10 protein-coding genes and 2 pseudogenes are annotated in these 15,435 nt (G+C 75.2%); 4 read left to right on the top strand and 8 right to left on the bottom strand.

The window, feature by feature from the left end; translation table 11 throughout:
* A pseudogene (locus tag NBM05_RS14315) lies at positions 1-121 on the top strand (thiamine pyrophosphate-dependent enzyme); the annotation flags it as partial.
* A 125-nt stretch (positions 122-246) separates the two neighbouring features.
* On the opposite strand, the gene dut reads toward NBM05_RS14315, so the two are convergent.
* Positions 247-693 carry a dUTP diphosphatase gene (dut, locus tag NBM05_RS14310; protein WP_254168846.1) on the bottom strand — a complete coding sequence of 149 codons (447 nt, stop codon included), beginning with the start codon at positions 691-693 and terminating at the stop codon, positions 247-249.
* A 147-nt stretch (positions 694-840) separates the two neighbouring features.
* On the opposite strand from dut, the gene NBM05_RS14305 reads away from it, so the two are divergent.
* On the top strand, positions 841-1,341 hold the full coding sequence (locus NBM05_RS14305) for a DUF3093 domain-containing protein (protein WP_254168844.1): 501 nt from the start codon (positions 841-843) through the stop codon (positions 1,339-1,341).
* A 237-nt stretch (positions 1,342-1,578) separates the two neighbouring features.
* On the opposite strand, the gene NBM05_RS14300 is transcribed toward NBM05_RS14305, so the two are convergent.
* Positions 1,579-1,878 carry a DUF4193 domain-containing protein gene (locus NBM05_RS14300; RefSeq protein WP_254168841.1) on the bottom strand — a complete coding sequence of 100 codons (300 nt, stop codon included), beginning with the start codon at positions 1,876-1,878 and terminating at the stop codon, positions 1,579-1,581.
* A gap of 266 nt (positions 1,879-2,144) precedes the next feature.
* On the opposite strand from NBM05_RS14300, the gene sepH reads away from it, so the two are divergent.
* Positions 2,145-3,308, top strand: a complete 1,164-nt coding sequence (sepH, locus tag NBM05_RS14295) for a septation protein SepH (protein WP_254168839.1) — start codon at positions 2,145-2,147, stop codon at positions 3,306-3,308.
* Between the two features lie 1,267 nt (positions 3,309-4,575).
* Here sepH and NBM05_RS14290 read toward each other — a convergent pair.
* From NBM05_RS14290 to NBM05_RS14280, 3 genes are all read right to left on the bottom strand, one after another.
* The gene (locus tag NBM05_RS14290) at positions 4,576-5,721 is read right to left on the bottom strand and encodes an alkaline phosphatase family protein (protein WP_254168837.1); all 1,146 of its coding nucleotides are present in this window, start codon (positions 5,719-5,721) and stop codon (positions 4,576-4,578) included.
* Positions 5,722-5,797: 76 nt separating this feature from the next.
* Positions 5,798-6,397, bottom strand: a complete 600-nt coding sequence (locus NBM05_RS14285) for a DUF5998 family protein (protein ID WP_254168835.1) — start codon at positions 6,395-6,397, stop codon at positions 5,798-5,800.
* Positions 6,398-6,513: 116 nt separating this feature from the next.
* The gene (locus NBM05_RS14280; RefSeq protein ID WP_254168833.1) at positions 6,514-9,216 is read right to left on the bottom strand and encodes a bifunctional acetate--CoA ligase family protein/GNAT family N-acetyltransferase; all 2,703 of its coding nucleotides are present in this window, start codon (positions 9,214-9,216) and stop codon (positions 6,514-6,516) included.
* Between the two features lie 87 nt (positions 9,217-9,303).
* Between NBM05_RS14280 and NBM05_RS14275 the strand changes: the two genes are divergently transcribed.
* The gene (locus NBM05_RS14275; protein WP_254168831.1) at positions 9,304-11,811 is read left to right on the top strand and encodes a DNA gyrase/topoisomerase IV subunit A; all 2,508 of its coding nucleotides are present in this window, start codon (positions 9,304-9,306) and stop codon (positions 11,809-11,811) included.
* A gap of 13 nt (positions 11,812-11,824) precedes the next feature.
* Here the strand turns inward: NBM05_RS14275 and cydC are convergent, their stop codons facing one another.
* The 3 genes and pseudogenes from cydC to NBM05_RS15995 form a co-directional block, all read right to left on the bottom strand.
* Positions 11,825-13,504, bottom strand: a complete 1,680-nt coding sequence (cydC, locus tag NBM05_RS14270) for a thiol reductant ABC exporter subunit CydC (RefSeq protein WP_254168848.1) — start codon at positions 13,502-13,504, stop codon at positions 11,825-11,827.
* Positions 13,505-13,550: 46 nt separating this feature from the next.
* Positions 13,551-13,895, bottom strand: coding sequence for a hypothetical protein (locus NBM05_RS16000; protein ID WP_507237317.1), 345 nt, complete (start codon positions 13,893-13,895; stop codon positions 13,551-13,553).
* A 530-nt stretch (positions 13,896-14,425) separates the two neighbouring features.
* A pseudogene (locus NBM05_RS15995) lies at positions 14,426-15,247 on the bottom strand (ABC transporter transmembrane domain-containing protein); the annotation flags it as partial.
* Positions 15,248-15,435 lie beyond the last annotated feature (188 nt).

The raw sequence follows: 15,435 nt of genomic DNA, 5'->3' as shown, positions 1-15,435 counted from the left end.
AACCGGGAGTACGGGACGATCCGCACCCACCAGGAGCGGGACTACCCGGGGCGGATCAGCGGCACGCAGCTGAAGAACCCCGACTTCGCGGGGCTGGCCCGGGCCTACGGCGGGCACGGGGCGTGCGGGGGGGGGGACGGCGGGGCGGGGCCGGCCCCGGGGGCGGCCGTCTCCTCCGCAGCGCCCGCCACGGGCCGCGTGTCCTTCTTCTTCCTGCGCTTGCCGAATGCCATCACGTTGTTCCTCCTAGAGATGTCCGGTGGAGCCGAAGCCGCCGCTGCCGCGCTCGGAGTCGGGCAGCTCGGCCACGACCTCGAATCCCGCGTGCTCGTAGCGCTGGACCACCAGCTGGGCGATGCGGTCGCCGCGGCCCACGGTGAACTCCTGGGCGGCGTCCGTGTTGAGCAGCGTGACCATGAGCTCGCCCCGGTAGCCGGAGTCCACCGTGCCGGGGGCGTTGACGATGGTGATCCCGTGCTTGGCGGCCAGGCCCGAGCGGGGGTGAACCAGGCCCACGTACCCCTCCGGCAGCGCGATGGCCACCCCGGTGGGGACCAGGGCGCGCTCGCCCGGGGCCAGGGTGAGCTCCACGCGGGAGCGCAGGTCCGCTCCGGCGTCGCCGTCGCGGGCGTAGGACGGCGGCTCGATGCTCGCGTCCAGCTGCTGCAGCTTCACGGTCAGGGTGGGGTTCATGCGTCGGGTCCTGGGGTAGGGGCTGGGGGATCTGGTGCGGGTCCGGGGTCGCCGGGGCGCCCGCCACCCTTCAACTCTAGTTGCTGGGCGGGCCGGTTCACCCCTGCCCGGTGCGCGCCACCGGCGGATCCGTGAGATTCTGGAGGCATGTCTGATTCCGCTGTCCGGGGGCACGACGATGCCTCCTCCCCCCGCTCCGTCCGCTACCGCGAGAAGCTGGTCCCCTCGCCGGGAGTGTGGCTGCTCGTCGGGGTCTTCGGGCTCGCGTGCTTCGCCGTCGGCGCCCCGATCAACATCCCCGTGGCCATCGTCGTGGCGGTCGTGCTGGCCGCCGGGCTGGGGCTGCTGCTGTGGTCCTCCTCCCCCGTGCTGGAGGTGACCGACCGGTCCCTGCAGGTCGGGCGGGCGCACATCGAGCGGGAGTTCGTGGGCGACGTCGAGATCTTCCGCGGCGAGTCGGCGCGTCAGGCCGCGGGGCCCCAGGCCGACGGCCGCGCGTTCATGAACTTCCGTCCGTGGGTCTCCCCCCTCGCCCGGATCCAGATCACCGACCCGGCGGACCCCACCCCCTACTGGCTGACCAACTCGCGCCACCCCGAGGAGCTGGCCCGCGCGCTGGGCTCGGAGGAGCGCGGCGAGGACGGCTGAGCGCCCCGCCTCCCGAGGGGCGGCCGCGGCGTGCCCTGGAGGGGCCGTCGTGGCCTCCCCGGGCCGACCGGGCGCACCGCGCACCCGAAGGGCCCTCCCGCGGCGCACCCGGGGGCCGGGCGCGCCATGAAAAGGGCCGGGCGCGGTCCCGGAAACGCGCGAAGGGCCGGTCCTGACGGACCGGCCCTTCGTGCGACCCCGCCGCGGCGAAGGCGCGGCGGGTGAGCGACGCCTGGATCAGGCGTCGCACTCGATGCAGTAGTACAGACCGTCCTCTTCGCGGGAGATCTGCGAGCGGTGACGCACCAGGAAGCACGAGGCGCAGGTGAACTCGTCCTGCTGGGCCGGCAGCACCACGACGGACAGCTCCTCGTGGGAGAGGTCCGCCCCGGGCAGCTCGAAGCTCTCGGCGGCGGCGTTCTCGTCCTCGTCGACCACGTTGGACTGCTGGTCGCCGCGGTGCGACTTCAGCTCCTCGATGGAGTCGTTGTTGCCCTCGTCCTCTTGCTTCCGCGGAGCGTCGTAATCGGTAGCCATTCGTGTCTCGCTTTCGAGAGATCTTCGGTGGAAAGCCGATGGCTCTCCGTCTGTTCTGGGGTCACGCGGCCCAGCCCCCTGTGGGCCGGTAACGCGATGATTGTTCACTATGGATGCCGCGCCTGTCCAACCGATTGTTCTCACAGCGAATTATGTGACCGCACGGCATTCCGGAAGGCCCTAGCCCAGCGGGTATTCTGTCAGGAGACACGCGCGTCTCCCCGGTCAGGCGAGGGGGAGGCGAGTCGATTCGACAAGGAGACCTGATGCAGCAGCTGAGATTCGTCGGCGTCCACGATGACGGCGAGCACCTCGTCCTCGAGGCCCCCGAGAGCGGCGAGCGGTTCCGGGTGGTCATCGACTCCTCGCTGCGCAACGCCGTCCTCAAGGCCCGGCGCGCGCACCCGGCCCGCGGGCTGAGCGGCAACGGCGTCTTCGGGCCCCGAGACATCCAGACCCGCTTCCGCCAGGGCGCCACCATCGACGAGATCGTCGCCGAGTCGGGGTGGAAGCCCGAGCGCGTCAAGCGCTACGAGTGGCCCATCCTGGCCGAGCGCGCGCACATCGTGAAGGCGGCCCGCGCGGTGCTCGTGGACCCGCTGGGCAGCGCCGCGGACGACGCCGCCCGCCTGAGCCTCAACGACCAGGTCGTGGCCGTGCGCGAGCGCCTGAACTTCGCCGAGGGCGACGCGCACTGGAACTCGTGGCAGCGCGAGGACGGCCAGTGGAACGTCTCGGCCTCCGTGGACTACTCCCGCGCCGCGCTGGACCAGATCCCCGAGGGCGCGGACTTCCCCGCCCGCTTCGTCTACAACCCCGCCAACCAGACCGTGGTCGCGGGCAACGCCGTGGCGGAGTTCCTGCTCGGCAGGACCCTGGACCGCCCGGCGCCCGCGCCCGAGTCCCAGGCGACCTCGCCGGACGAGCCCGCCGACCACGAGGAGCACCCGGAGCCCTCCGGCGGGCAGCAGGAGCCCGGCCGGGAGCCCGACGCCGCCCCGCGCCCCGCGACCCTGCAGGCGGTCCCCGCGGACGACGACGACGCGGCGGCCCGCCTCCTCGACGAGCTGGAGGAGCGCCGCGGCACCGCGCGGGCGAGGACCCGGGCAGCGACGACCGGGTCCGCAACCTCTCCGACCGGCTCGGCCGGGAGGCCCGCGAGCCCTCCGGCGACGACGAGCCGGGCCGCGGGCAGTCCCCCGAGGACGGCCCGGGCGCCGAGTCCCCCGAGGGCGACGAGCCCACCGGGAGGGGCCCGGCCCGCGTCGGCGAGGACGACGACGCCGGACGGAAGGGTGCCGACGCCGGCGCGGAGGCCCCCGAGACCCGCGGACGCGGCAAGCGCCCCTCCGTCCCGAGCTGGGACGACATCCTCTTCGGCAACCGCCACTAGGAGACACATGCACGACAGACCGCCACACGCACGCTAGGACGACGATGGGCCGCAGAGACCGCGAACAGGGCACGCCTGAGAATCCTCAGGGTCCCGAGGAGCGTGGGCGGCGGGCGCCGGACGACGCCCCCACCGGCCCGCTGGATCCCGGATACGAGTACGTGGGCGGCGGCGACGCCGCGGCTCGCGAGGAGGACGGGGACGGCCCGAGCCTCGGGGACGAGCTCTTCGGCCCCGCCGACGCCGCCGGATCCGACGACGCCCCGGAGCGCACCGGGCACCGCGCGAGCCGGCGGGAGCGCGGCCACGGTCACGGCCGTCGCCGAAGCGACGCGGCGGGCGCCGCAGCGGGCGCCGCGGGTTCGGCAGGCACCGCGGGCGCGGCAGGGACCCCCGGCGCCGCCGACTCGGCAGGGACCGCAGGCGCCGCCGGCCCGGTCTGGCTCCTCCGAGCCAGCCCCGGAGACGACCTCCCCGCACCCTCCGGGAGGCCACCGCCGCCCTGCCCGCTGCCGACGACGGCGAGGCGGCCCGCCCGAGGCCCAGCTCGCGTTCTCCACCCTGTCCGAGCAGCCCCAGGCCGAGGCCCCCGCAAGCGCCGATCGGCCGCCCAGTTCTCCCGGGCCGGCGCCGCGGTCTTCGCCCTCGTGCTCGTGGGCGCCACGGGCGCGGCGATCTGGGCGACCACGGGCGGCGGCGACCAGGACCCCGCCCCCGCGCCGACCAGCGCGAGCCCCTCGGCGACCCCGACGCCCACGCGCACCTCCCCGCCCCGAGCCCGAGCCCGACGCAGCCGCCGGCCCCGAGCCCACGCAGGAGCAGCTCCCACCGGTGCAGGAGCTGCCGCCCGCCCGGTGATCCGCCGGAGGAACAGCTCCCGCCCGCCCCGCGCCGACCCAGCCCGCCGAGGAGCCGACCCCCGAGCCCACCCAGAGCGAGCCGGCCGCGCCGGAGCCCACGGCCACGGAGGAGCCCCCGCCCGCAACGGAGGCGCCGGAGGTCCCGCAGACGGAGCAGCCCGCCCCGGAGCCGACGGCGACGCAGCCTCCCCCCGAGAGCACGCAGAGCCAGGGCGCCCCGAGCGGGGCGTCGCTGCCCGGGAACGACGCCGAGGACGCCGACTCGGACGCGCAGCAGGAGCCGGCGCAGGAAGATGCGGCCCCCTCCGCCTCCCCCACCGGGTAGCGCGCCGCGAGGCCGTCCCCGCACGTTCCACGGGTTCCACGGGACGCCGGCGTCGGCCGCCTCACGTCACCGGCCCGCGGCCAACGTCGTCGTCCTCCATGCCCCGCGGCAGACGTGCCTCAGCGCCGCAGCGCCAGCAGCGGCACCTCGCGCTCGGCGTCGGTCCAGGAGCCGTGCTGGCCGACCATCTCCAGCGCGGCGGGCCTGACCCGGCGCAGGTCGTACAGCGCCAGCGGGCCCCGGGCCGCGACGATCAGGTCGCCGATCCGCTCCCGCACGCCCGCTCGCAGCCCGTCCCCGAAGTAGCCCTCGGCGATCAGCCGCTCCCGGTCGAGGATCCACGCCCGGTCGCCGAACGCGGCGTCCCAGGCGCTCACCAGGCGGGCGCGGGCGGCGTCGTCGGCGGGGTCCTCCAGGTGCAGCTGGACCATGCGGGGCTCGCCCGCGGTGAGCCGCACGCCGTCGACCAGCTCGGGCATCGCGCCGTAGTCGACGCGGTCCTGCGGCTCGACGTCGACCATCCCGTGGTCGGCAGTCAGCAGGATCAGGGTCTCCTCGCCGGTGCGGGCGGCCAGGCGGCGCAGCCCGGAGTCCAGGTCCTCGAGAGCCTCGAGCCAGCGGTCCGAGCCGCAACCGTGCCGGTGCCCGACCTGGTCCAGCTCGCCCCAGTACAGGTACATGAAGTTCGGCGTGCGGGTCGAGAGGACGTCCACGGCGCGGGTGACGCGGGCCAGCGTCGAGCGCGCCGCCTCGAACCGGCCCCCGCGCAGGGCCGCGCGGGTCAGCGCCGAGCCCTCGTAGCTGCCCATGGACACGGTGACCGGGTCGGCGACGCCCTCCAGCCGCTCGAAGACGGTCGGCAGCGGCTGCCACCGCTCGGGCACCACGGCCGGGTCCCAGCCGGAGAGCTGGTTCACGACGACGTCGCGTTCGGGGTCGACGACGTCGTACCCCACCATCCCCGTCCGGCCCGCGGGCTCCCCGATGCCGAGGGTCGCGAGCGAGGCCGCGGTGGTGGAGGGCAGAGCGGCGTCGAGCACGCCCAGGTGCGCGGCGCGGCGCAGCGAGGGGGCGTGGCCCAGGTTCCGGGAGAGCAGCGACTCCCCCAGCCCGTCCACGAGCACCACGCACACGTTCCGGTAGGGCCCGGCCCGCAGCCCGGCCCGCTCGAGGCGCCCGGCGAGCCCGAGGCGGTCCTCGAACCCCCCGGCGCCCTCCGCCACGACCCGCAGCCGGCAGGCCGCGGAGACCAGGACGTCGGCCACGGCGTCGGTCCCGTAGCGGGGCGGGGCGGGCAGCGGCGCCCCAGCAGGTCGGTGCGGCCGCCGGCCGGTTCCGCGCTCACGCCTGCGTGGTGCCGGACAGCGCGGTGTTGGCGCGGCGCAGCGCCCGGGCGAACTCCCGGGCGTCCTCGACCGCGCGCGGGCCGTCCGCCTCGGCGCTGATGCGCAGGACCACGTCCTCGCGGGCCGCGACGCCGGTGTAGCCGTGGTCGGCCTCGCACTCCGGGTCCTGGCAGCCGGCGGGCTGGACGTCGATGCGCTGGCTCCCGGTCCAGGACATCATAAGGGTGACCTCGGTGGCCGGCGTCGAGGAGGTGTAGTTCTGCGGCTGCCGGTAGGCGTAGGAGAGCGTCACGGAGCTGAGGTTGCGCACCGGGACCGTCTCGGTGGACACGTGCGCGACGACGTCCTGGCCGTCCTCGTCCAGCGACTGGTCGTCCACGTGGGTGACCTGCACGATCTCACCGGCCAGCGCGAGCACCGTGATGTGCCGGTGCACCTCGGTCTGGTCGAAGTGGGTCTCGAGCTGCACGAGGTGGGAGGAGGGCTCCTGCCCGTCCAGGGCGTCCCTGACCACGTCCGTGACCAGCTCCGGGTAGAACCCGGCGTTGGTGATGTCGCGGTCGAGCCTCGATCCGTGGGGTCCTGAGTCTGCCATGCACTCGCTTCTTCGGTCCTTCGATGACGGCGGTCCGCCGGCGCCCTCCGGCGGGAAAGCACTGCATCATTCTACGCCCCCGGTCAATCCGCGCGCCCGCGAGGCCGGCGGCCGGCTCACCCCGGCATCGTGCGCCGGGCGGAGTCGGTGCGCCGCCGCGGGTTGCCCAGGTCCACCTGCGCCGCCAGGACCGTCAGCGAGTCCTCCGAGACCATGACCGGGTTGAGCTCCATCAGCGCGATCTCCGGGTGCAGGTCCTTCAGCTGCGCGACCCGCCGCAGGAGGTCCTCGAGGCGCCCGACGTCGACCGGCGGCAGTCCCTCGTAGCCGAAGAGCTTGCGGGAGGCCTTGGGCCGCCGCACCATCAGCCGCACGTCCCGCTCGGTCAGCGGCGGCACCCGGTGCGCCCAGTCGTCCAGGAGGTTCACCGAGTCGCCGGCCATGCCGAAGGAGATCACCGGCCCCAGCAGCGGGTCCTCCATGGCGCGGACGACGCAGTTCTGGCCCGGGGGCGCCATGGCCTGCACCTCGAGGTCGAAGTCGCCGTAGGGCTCCAGGGTGCGGCGCATGAGGTCGATGTCGCGCCGCAGCGACGGCTCGTCCTCGATGCCCAGCCGCACCCCGCCCAGGTCCAGGCGGTGGCGCATCCGCGGGTCGGTGGTCTTCAGCGCCACCGGGTAGCCGATCCGCGCCGCGGCGGCGGCCGCCTCCTCGGCGTCCTCGAACGGCTCCGAGCGCAGGACCCGGATCCCGTAGGTGCCGAGCAGGCGGCTCGCCTCGTCCTGATCCAGCCGCAGCAGACCCTCGCCCGGGACCCGCGGGGCGAACTCCTCGATGACCCGCTCGGCGGCCCGGCGGTCGGTGCCCTCGGCCTCGGCGAGCAGGGCCTCCTCCTTCTCCCGCCACTCGGCGTACTCCATGATCGCCGCGAGCGCGCCGACCGCGGCCCCCGGGCTCTCGAAGCACGGCAGGCCGGGCAGCTCCGGGCCCCCGCCCTCGGGCACGCGCGGGCTGGGGTGGATGCCGCGCCGGACCGAGGAGGCGTCCAGGATGCCGGCGTAGGCGGCCACCACGGGCTTACCGGTCTGCGCCGCGCAGTCCATGAGGACCTCGGAGATGTCCTCGATGGCCACCAGGGGCGAGGGCAGGAAGGTCGCGACCGCGGCGTCGACCCCGCTGGAGCCCAGCGCGCCCAGCACCGTCTCCCGGATGAGGTCGAGCGTGTCCACGTCCTCGCTCGTGGTGTCCAACGCGCCCTCGGTGTGGGCGACCTCGACGCCGTGTGAGGCGCACGCGTCCGAGACCACGCTGGCGAGCGCGAAGGCGTTGGAGAACACCGCGACCCGGCGGCCGGCCGGCAGCGGCTGCGAGACCACCACCTGCGCGATGTCCATGAGGTGCTCGCTGGTCTCGGCGCGGATGACGCCGGCCTGGCGGAACATCGCGCTGATGGCCCGGGGCGGCGCGGAGCTGGTGCGCCCGGTGTGCCCGGGCGGCAGCTGCACCCCGGTCACCTCGGACTTCGCGACGATCAGCGGCTTGGTCCGCGCGAGCCGGCGGGCGATCCGGGAGAACTTGCGCGGGTTGCCGATGGACTCGAGGTACATGCAGCAGGCGAGCGTGTCCGGGTCGTCCTCCCAGTACTGCATGAGGTCGTTGCCGGACACGTCCGCCCGGTTCCCGGCCGAGAGGACCGAGGAGACGCCGATCGCGCGGCGGTGCGCGGCGGTGTAGAGCATGGCTCCGATCGCCGCGGACTGGCTGAACATCCCGAGCGTCCCGTGCACGGGGTGGCCCATCCGGGGCGAGGCGCACAGGCTCACGGCGGGGTCGGTGTTGATCACGCCCAGCGAGGCCGGGCCGACCACGCGCATCCCGTAGGTCCGGGCCGTGCGCACCAGGGCCTGCTGGCGGGCGCGGCCGCGGGCGCCGTCGTCCGCGTAGCCGCTGGTCACGATCAGCACGCCGCGCACCCCGGCGCGGCCGCACTGCTCGACGACGTCGGCCACCGCGGCGATAGGCACGGCGATCACGGCGAGGTCGACGTCCTCGGGCACCTCGCCGATGCTCGCGTAGCAGCGCATCCCGGCGAGCTCCAGCGCCTCGGGGTTGACGCCGTAGACGGCCCCGGTGAACCCGCCCTCGACGATGTTGACGAGGATCTCGTGGCCGAGCTGCCGGCCGTCCCGGGAGGCCCCGATCACGGCGACCGAGCGCGGGGCGACCAGCGTGGAGACCGACTTCGCCTCCGCGCGGTGCTCGCGGGCCTCCATCACGGCGCGGGACTTGGCGGTGGGGTCGATGTCGAAGTGGACGGCGATGACGCCGTCGTCGTACCCGCGGGCCAGCTCGTAGCCGGCGTCGGAGAACACGTCCAGCATCTTGCGGTTCTCCGGCAGGACCTCGGCGGAGAACCGGGTGATGCCGTTCTCCAGGCCCGCGGCGGCGAGGTGCTCCAGCAGGATCGAACCGATGCCGCGGCCGTGGTGGGCGTCGGAGATGAAGAAGGCGACCTCGGCCTCGGCCGGGTCGTCGGTGCGGTCGTAGCGGCCGATGCCGATCATCTCGTCGCCGTTCATCATCACGAAGGCGACGCGGTCGTGGTGGTCCACCGTGGTGAAGCGGGTCAGCTCCCGGGCCGAGAGCGTGGACTTGTAGGTGAAGAACCGCAGGTAGATGGTGCGCTCGGACTGGCCCGAGTACATCGCGGTCAGGGCGTCGCGGTCGGTGGGGAGCACGGGGCGCAGGTGCGCCGTGGCGCCGTCGCGCAGGACCACGTCGGCTTCCCAGTGGGACGGGTACGGAATCGGCTCGGCCATGGCCCCATCCTAGTGGCGGGCGGCACCCGATGCGCGGTGATCTAGACTGGTGTGGCCCGTGCCCGTGAGCAGCAAGGAGTGCCCCCAATGGCCGCCCGACGCAAGGCGACGCCCTCCCGCGAGGAGTTCCCCACCGACGTCGTCGAGAACATCGTCGACATCGACGTCTCCTCCGAGATGGAGACCAGCTTCCTGGAGTACTCCTACTCGGTCATCTACTCGCGCGCGCTCCCCGACGCCCGGGACGGGCTCAAGCCGGTCCAGCGACGCATCCTGTACATGATGATGCAGATGGGGCTGCGGCCGGACCGCGGGCACGTGAAGTCCGCGCGCGTCGTCGGCGAGGTCATGGGCAAGCTGCACCCGCACGGCGACGGCGCGATCTACGACGCGATGGTGCGCCTGGCCCAGTCCTTCGCGATGCGGCTGCCGCTGGTGGACGGGCACGGCAACTTCGGCTCGGTCGACGACGGCCCGGCCGCCGCGCGCTACACCGAGGCCCGGATGGCCCCGGCCGCCCAGGCGCTCACGGGCGACCTCGACGAGGACGTCGTCGACTTCGTCCCCAACTACGACAACCAGTTCACCCAGCCGGGCGTGCTGCCGGCGGCGTTCCCCAACCTGCTGGTCAACGGCTCCTCGGGCATCGCCGTCGGCATGGCCACCAACATGCCGCCGCACAATCTGCGCGAGGTGATCGCCGGCGCCCGGCACCTGATCGAGAACCCGCAGGCGTCGCTGGACGACGTCATGCGCTTCATCCCTGGCCCCGACCTGCCCACCGGCGGCGTCATCGCCGGGCTGGCCGGGATCCGGGACGCCTACGCCACCGGCCGCGGCACCTTCCGCACCCGGGCGCGCACCTCGATCGAGCAGGTGACCCCGCGTAAGCAGGGCATCGTGGTCACCGAGCTGCCGTACCTGGTCGGCGTCGAGAAGGTCATCGACAAGATCAAGGACGGGGTCCAGTCGAAGAAGCTCTCGGGCATCTCCGACGTCGTGGACCTCACCGACCGCAAGAACGGCACGCGCCTGGTCATCGAGCTGAAGAACGGCTTCAACCCGCACGCGGTGCTGCAGAGCCTGCACAAGCACACCCCGCTCGAGGACTCCTTCGGCATCAACAACGTCGCCCTGGTGCAGGGGCAGCCGCAGACCCTGGGGCTGCTGGAGCTGCTGCGGGTCTACGTGGACCACCGGATCGACGTCGTGCGCCGCCGCACCGAGTACCGGCTGCGCAGGTCCCAGGACCGGCTGCACCTGGTCGAGGGGCTGCTGCTGGCGATCGTGGACATCGACGAGGTCATCCAGATCGTGCGCGGCTCGGACGAGACGGCGCAGGCCCGCGAGCGGCTCATGACCGTGTTCGACCTGACCGAGCTGCAGGCCAACCACATCCTCGAGCTGCGGCTGCGGCAGCTGACCAAGTTCTCCCGGATCGAGCTGGAGAGCGAGCGGGACGAGCTGCAGCGCCGGATCGCCGAGCTGACCGCCGTCCTCGGCTCCGACGCGCGGCTGCGCTCGCTGGTCTCGGACGAGCTGGACGAGGTCGCGGAGCGCTACGGCACCGACCGGCGCACGCGCCTGACGGACACGGACGAGCTGGCGGCCCTCGCGGCGTCGGTCACGGACCCAGCGGCCGCGGCGGGTGGCAAGAAGGGGCTGGGCCTCGCGCTGGAGATCGCCGACGACCCGTGCTGGGTCCTGCTGTCCACCTCCGGGCGGCTGGGGCGCACCCCGGGTAGTGCGGGCGGCCGGGAGCAGCTGGCCACGCCCTCGAAGCGGACGAAGCACGACGCGTTCGCCTCCCTGGTGCCCTGCACGGCCCGCGGCGAGGTGGGCGCCGTGACGTCCACGGGGCGGATGATCCGCGTCAACGTCATGGACCTGCCGCAGGTGGAGGTCCGGGCGGGCTTCCCGGACCTCGCGGGCGGCTCGGCCGCCGGGGAGTTCCTGAGCCTGGGCAAGGGCGAGCGCCTCGTGGCGCTGGCCCCGCTGAACCGGGTGATCGCGCTGGGCACCCTGCGCGGCGTCGTCAAGCGCGTCCAGCCGGAGTACCCGCTGAACCGCGACGACTGGGAGGGCATCTCCCTGAAGGGCGACGACGAGGTCGTGGGGGTGACCGCGGCCGCGGACGACGACGCCCTGGTCTTCGTGACCCGCCAGGCGAAGCTGCTGACCTTCGACGCCGGGAAGGTGCGGCCCCAGGGCCGGGCCGGCGGCGGCGTCGCGGGCGTCAAGCTGGCCGAGGACGACGCCGTGCTCTTCTTCGGCTCCGCGGCGCCCGGGGACGGTTCCGTGGTGGTCACCGTGGCCCCCACCGAGGGCTCGCTGCCCGGGTCCGGCGCCGCCTCGGTCAAGGTCACCCCGCTGGAGGAGTACCCGGCCAAGGGGCGGGCGACCGGCGGGGTCCGGGCGCATCGCTTCCTCAAGGGCGAGCAGGAGCTGTCCCTGGCGTGGGTCGGCCGCGGGCCGGGGCGCGCGGTCTCGGCGGCCGGCGTCGCCCGCTCCCTGCCGACCGAGCACGGTGCCCGGGACGGCTCCGGGGTGCCGGTGAACCAGTCGATCGACGCCGTGGGGCCGGCGCTGGCCTGACGGGCGGGTCGGCTCAGCCGAGACGTGCCACCGCGTCGCAGTGCGCGAGGTCCTCGGGCCGGTGGGAGACGATCACGACGCTCGGCGCCGGCGAGCCGCCCCGCCCCGCGTCCGCGGCGGTCCCGCGTGCGATCTCGTCCATGACCCGCTCGGCGGTCTCCACGTCCAGGTGCGCGGTGGGCTCGTCCATGAGCATTAGGGGCGAGGAGGTCAGCAGCGCCCGGGCCACCGCGAGCCGCTGCCGCTGCCCGCCGGAGAGCATCGACCCGCCGGCCCCCACGCCCGTCTCCAGGCCGCGGGGAAGCCCGGCCAGGAAGTCGGCCAGGCCGACCCGGGCCAGGGCGCGGGCCATCTCGGCGTCGGTCGGCGCCTCCTCGCGGGGGCGGGCCAGGGCGAGGTTGCCGCGCAGGGTCGAGTCGAAGACGTAGGCGTTCTGGGGGCACCAGGCCGCCAGGCCGCGCAGCCGCTCCGTCCCGGTCGGGACGCCGTCCACCGCGACCCTCCCCCGCTCCGCGGGCAGGAACCCGAGCAGGACGGCGAGCGCGGTGGTCTTCCCCGAGCCGGAGGGGCCGGTGATCCCCCACCAGCGCCCCGGGGCGACCCGGCCCGTGAGCCCGTCCAGGGCGGGCCGGTCCATGCCGGGCCAGCGCGCCGAGACGGCGTCGGCCGCGAGGCGCGCGGGGGGCGTGGCCGAGAGGGACTCCCGCTGGAGCCTGCTCCCCCGCCCGTCGAGCGCCGGAGCGGGTGCCGACTCGGGGTCCAGTCCCGGAATGGACCCGGACTCCCGCTCGGTCTCGGACCCGGTGCCTCCCGGCAGCGGCGCCGCGCCGACGTCGGCGTCGATCTTGGCCACCAGGCGCGCCAGCGCGGGCCACGCGCGCAGGGCCTCGGTCGCCTGGGCGGAGGGCTCCACCAGGGCGGTGCACAGCAGCACGGGGATCGCCGCGATGGGAGCGCTCACGGCCCCCTCGGTCACCGGCCCCCAGGCCAGCGCGAGGACCCCCAGTGCCGTCGTCCACCAGAGCGCCAGGTTGGCGCCGCCGCCGAGCCCCGCGGCGTACGCGGCGCGGGACTCCGCCCGGCGGGCCCGGCGCTCCCGGGCGCCGAGCGCCCGCAGGATCGGTGCGGCCATGCCGTTGCCGCGCAGGTCGTCGGCGGCCTCGATCGCGTCGGCCGCCAGGCGCAGCGTCCCGGAGCGGGCGGCGCGGACGCGGTGCTCGGCGCTGCGGTCGGCTCGGAGCGTCGCCCACGGGACGAGGGTGCAGGCGAGCACCGCCGCGAGCGCCACCAGCCACGTCGCCGCCGGAACCGTGATCGCGGTGACCAGCACCGCGCCCGCCATGACCGGCACCTGGACGGCGGCGGGCAGCAGCACGCGGGGCAGCGCGTCGCGCAGGTCGTCGACGTCGCCGATCAGCCGGTCCAGGAACGTGCTCCCCCGCAGAAGCGAGCGCACCCCCAGGGCCGTCCTCCCCGTCGCCAGCCAGGAGCCGATCCGCAGCCGCTGCGAGGCGCGCAGGGCCACGTCGTGGGTGACCAGCCGCTCCGCGTAGCGGAAGACGGCGCGGCCCAGCCCGAAGAAGCGCACGCCGGTGATGGCCAGCAGCAGGTACATCAGACCCGGCTGCTGCGAGGCGCGGACGATGAGCCACCCCGACAGCGCCGTGAGCGCGGCCCCGAAGGCGACCGTCAGGAACGCCAGGCCGACGCTGAGCGCGACCCGCCACGGGAGGCCTCGGTCAGCCGGCGCAGGGCGCGCAGGGTGGCCGCGGGGCCCGGATCCGCGGCGCGGGCGGCGGACCGGGCTGCGCGGGCGCGGGCGGGACGGCGCCGAGACGGCTGCGCGGGCGCGGAGCGGACGGTGCCGAGACGGGAAGGACCGACGACGCCGCCCGCCCCGCTGTGGCGGTCACCTCGCTCAGCTCGCCGCGCCCGGTCATCGCCAGGCGGCGGTCGGCGTCGGCGGCGAGCGCCAGGTCGTGGGTGACCATGAGCACCGTGGCGCCCGCATCGGCGAGCCGCCGCAGGGCCTGGCCGACCGCGGCCGACGCCGCCGCGTCGAGGTGCGCCGTGGGCTCGTCCACCAGGACCACGGGCGCCGCACCGGCCCTGGGCGGCCGCCAGCACGCGGGCGACGGCGAGCCGGCGCGCCTGGCCGGCGCTGATCGCCCCGGGGCAGCGACGCCAGGCCCTCGATCCCGAGGGCGGCCAGGGCCTCCCGGGCCGCTGCGGTGGCCGCCTCCTCCGCGGCTGCGGCGTCCGATGCCGGGGCGGGCGCCCCCTCGTCCGCACCGGGCCGATCCGCGCCAAGCCGGTCCTCACCGGGTCGATCCGCGCCGGCCCGATCCGCACCGGCCTGATCCGCACCGGCGCCCAGCCAGCTCTCGGCGCGCTCGGGCGCCAGGAACAGGCGGACCTCGTCCAGCACGGTGGCCGCGACGAACACCGGCGACTGGTCGATCCACCGCACCGGCCCGCCGACCTCGACGACCCCGGTCACCCGGGCGCCAGCGCCCGGAGGGGCGGCGTCCCCGCTCACCCGGGCGCCCCCGCCCGGAGGCGCCTCGTCCCCGATCAGGCCGGCCACCGCCCGCAGCAGGCTCGACTTGCCGCACCCCGATGGCCCGGTCAGCGCCGTGACCGTCCCGGGCGCCGCGGCGAGGTCCACGCCGCCCAGCACCGTGGGACGCCCCGGGTAGCCGACGCGGAGGCCGGACACCCGCAGGCCGGGGGCACCGGCCCGCACCGGCGAGCGCGGCGGCTCCCCCGCGAGGCGCTCCTCGGCGCGGTTCAGCGCGTCGACGCCGTCCTGGGACTGGTGGAAGGCCGTCCCGAGGTCGCGCAGCGGCTGGAAGCACTCCGGCGCGATGAGCAGCAGCAGGAGCGCGGTGTCCAGCCCGATGCCGCCGCCGACCAGCCGCACCCCGATGAACACCGCCACCACGGCCACCGAGAGCGTGGTGATCAGCTCCAGCGCCAGGGAGGACATGAAGGCCGAGCGCAGGGTCCGCAGCGCGCGGCGCCGGTATCCCTCGTCCAGCTCCTCGAGCGCCCGGGCCTGCGCGCGGTCCCGCCGCAGGCCGACCAGGACCGGCAACCCCCGGGCGAGCTCCACGATGTGCTCCGCGAGCCGCAGCAGCCCGTTCTGCGACCGCCGGGTCTCCTCGGCCGTGCTCTTGCCGATCAGCACCATGAACAGCGGCACCAGCGGCAGGGTGATCGCCAGGACGACGGCGCTGACGACGTCGTGCACCGCCACGACGATCCAGATCAGCAGCGGGATGACGGCGGAAGCGACGGTCGCGGTGAGCGACTTGACGTAGTAGTCGTCCAGCGCGTCCAGACCGCGGGAGACCAGGATCGCGGTGCCGCCCGCGCTCCGGTCCGCGGCGGCGTCCTCGCCCTGCGCGGCGGGCGCCCCGAGGAGCCGCCCCAGCAGCCGCTCGCGGATCGCCGACTTGGCCCGCCCCGCGGCCCGCCGCGCGGCCCCACACCGCCCTCTCCCTGACCGCCGACACCGCGGAGGCCCGCCGGTCCTTCCGGCGCCGGGCGCGCAAGAGCCTGACCCGCACCGCGGGCACCCTGGACCCCCAGGCGATGGACGTGCGGACCTACCAGGGCGAG

Origin of the sequence: Rothia santali (genome assembly GCF_024199905.1) — a bacterium.
Classification (GTDB): Bacteria; Actinomycetota; Actinomycetes; order Actinomycetales; family Micrococcaceae; genus Rothia; species Rothia santali.
The sequence above is the reverse complement of the archived record's forward strand: the minus strand, read 5'-3'. Positions and strand labels throughout refer to the sequence as shown.

What these genes read in the sequence shown, in the direction of transcription:
- sepH (WP_254168839.1), top strand. Translation starts at nt 2,145, where the DNA reads ATGCAGCAGCTGAGATTCGTCGGCGTCCACGATGACGGCGAGCACCTC.
- NBM05_RS14300 (WP_254168841.1), bottom strand. Translation starts at nt 1,878, where the DNA reads ATGGCTACCGATTACGACGCTCCGCGGAAGCAAGAGGACGAGGGCAAC.
- NBM05_RS14280 (WP_254168833.1), bottom strand. Translation starts at nt 9,216, where the DNA reads ATGGCCGAGCCGATTCCGTACCCGTCCCACTGGGAAGCCGACGTGGTC.
- NBM05_RS14305 (WP_254168844.1), top strand. Translation starts at nt 841, where the DNA reads ATGTCTGATTCCGCTGTCCGGGGGCACGACGATGCCTCCTCCCCCCGC.
- NBM05_RS14275 (WP_254168831.1), top strand. Translation starts at nt 9,304, where the DNA reads ATGGCCGCCCGACGCAAGGCGACGCCCTCCCGCGAGGAGTTCCCCACC.
- NBM05_RS14285 (WP_254168835.1), bottom strand. Translation starts at nt 6,397, where the DNA reads ATGGCAGACTCAGGACCCCACGGATCGAGGCTCGACCGCGACATCACC.
- dut (WP_254168846.1), bottom strand. Translation starts at nt 693, where the DNA reads ATGAACCCCACCCTGACCGTGAAGCTGCAGCAGCTGGACGCGAGCATC.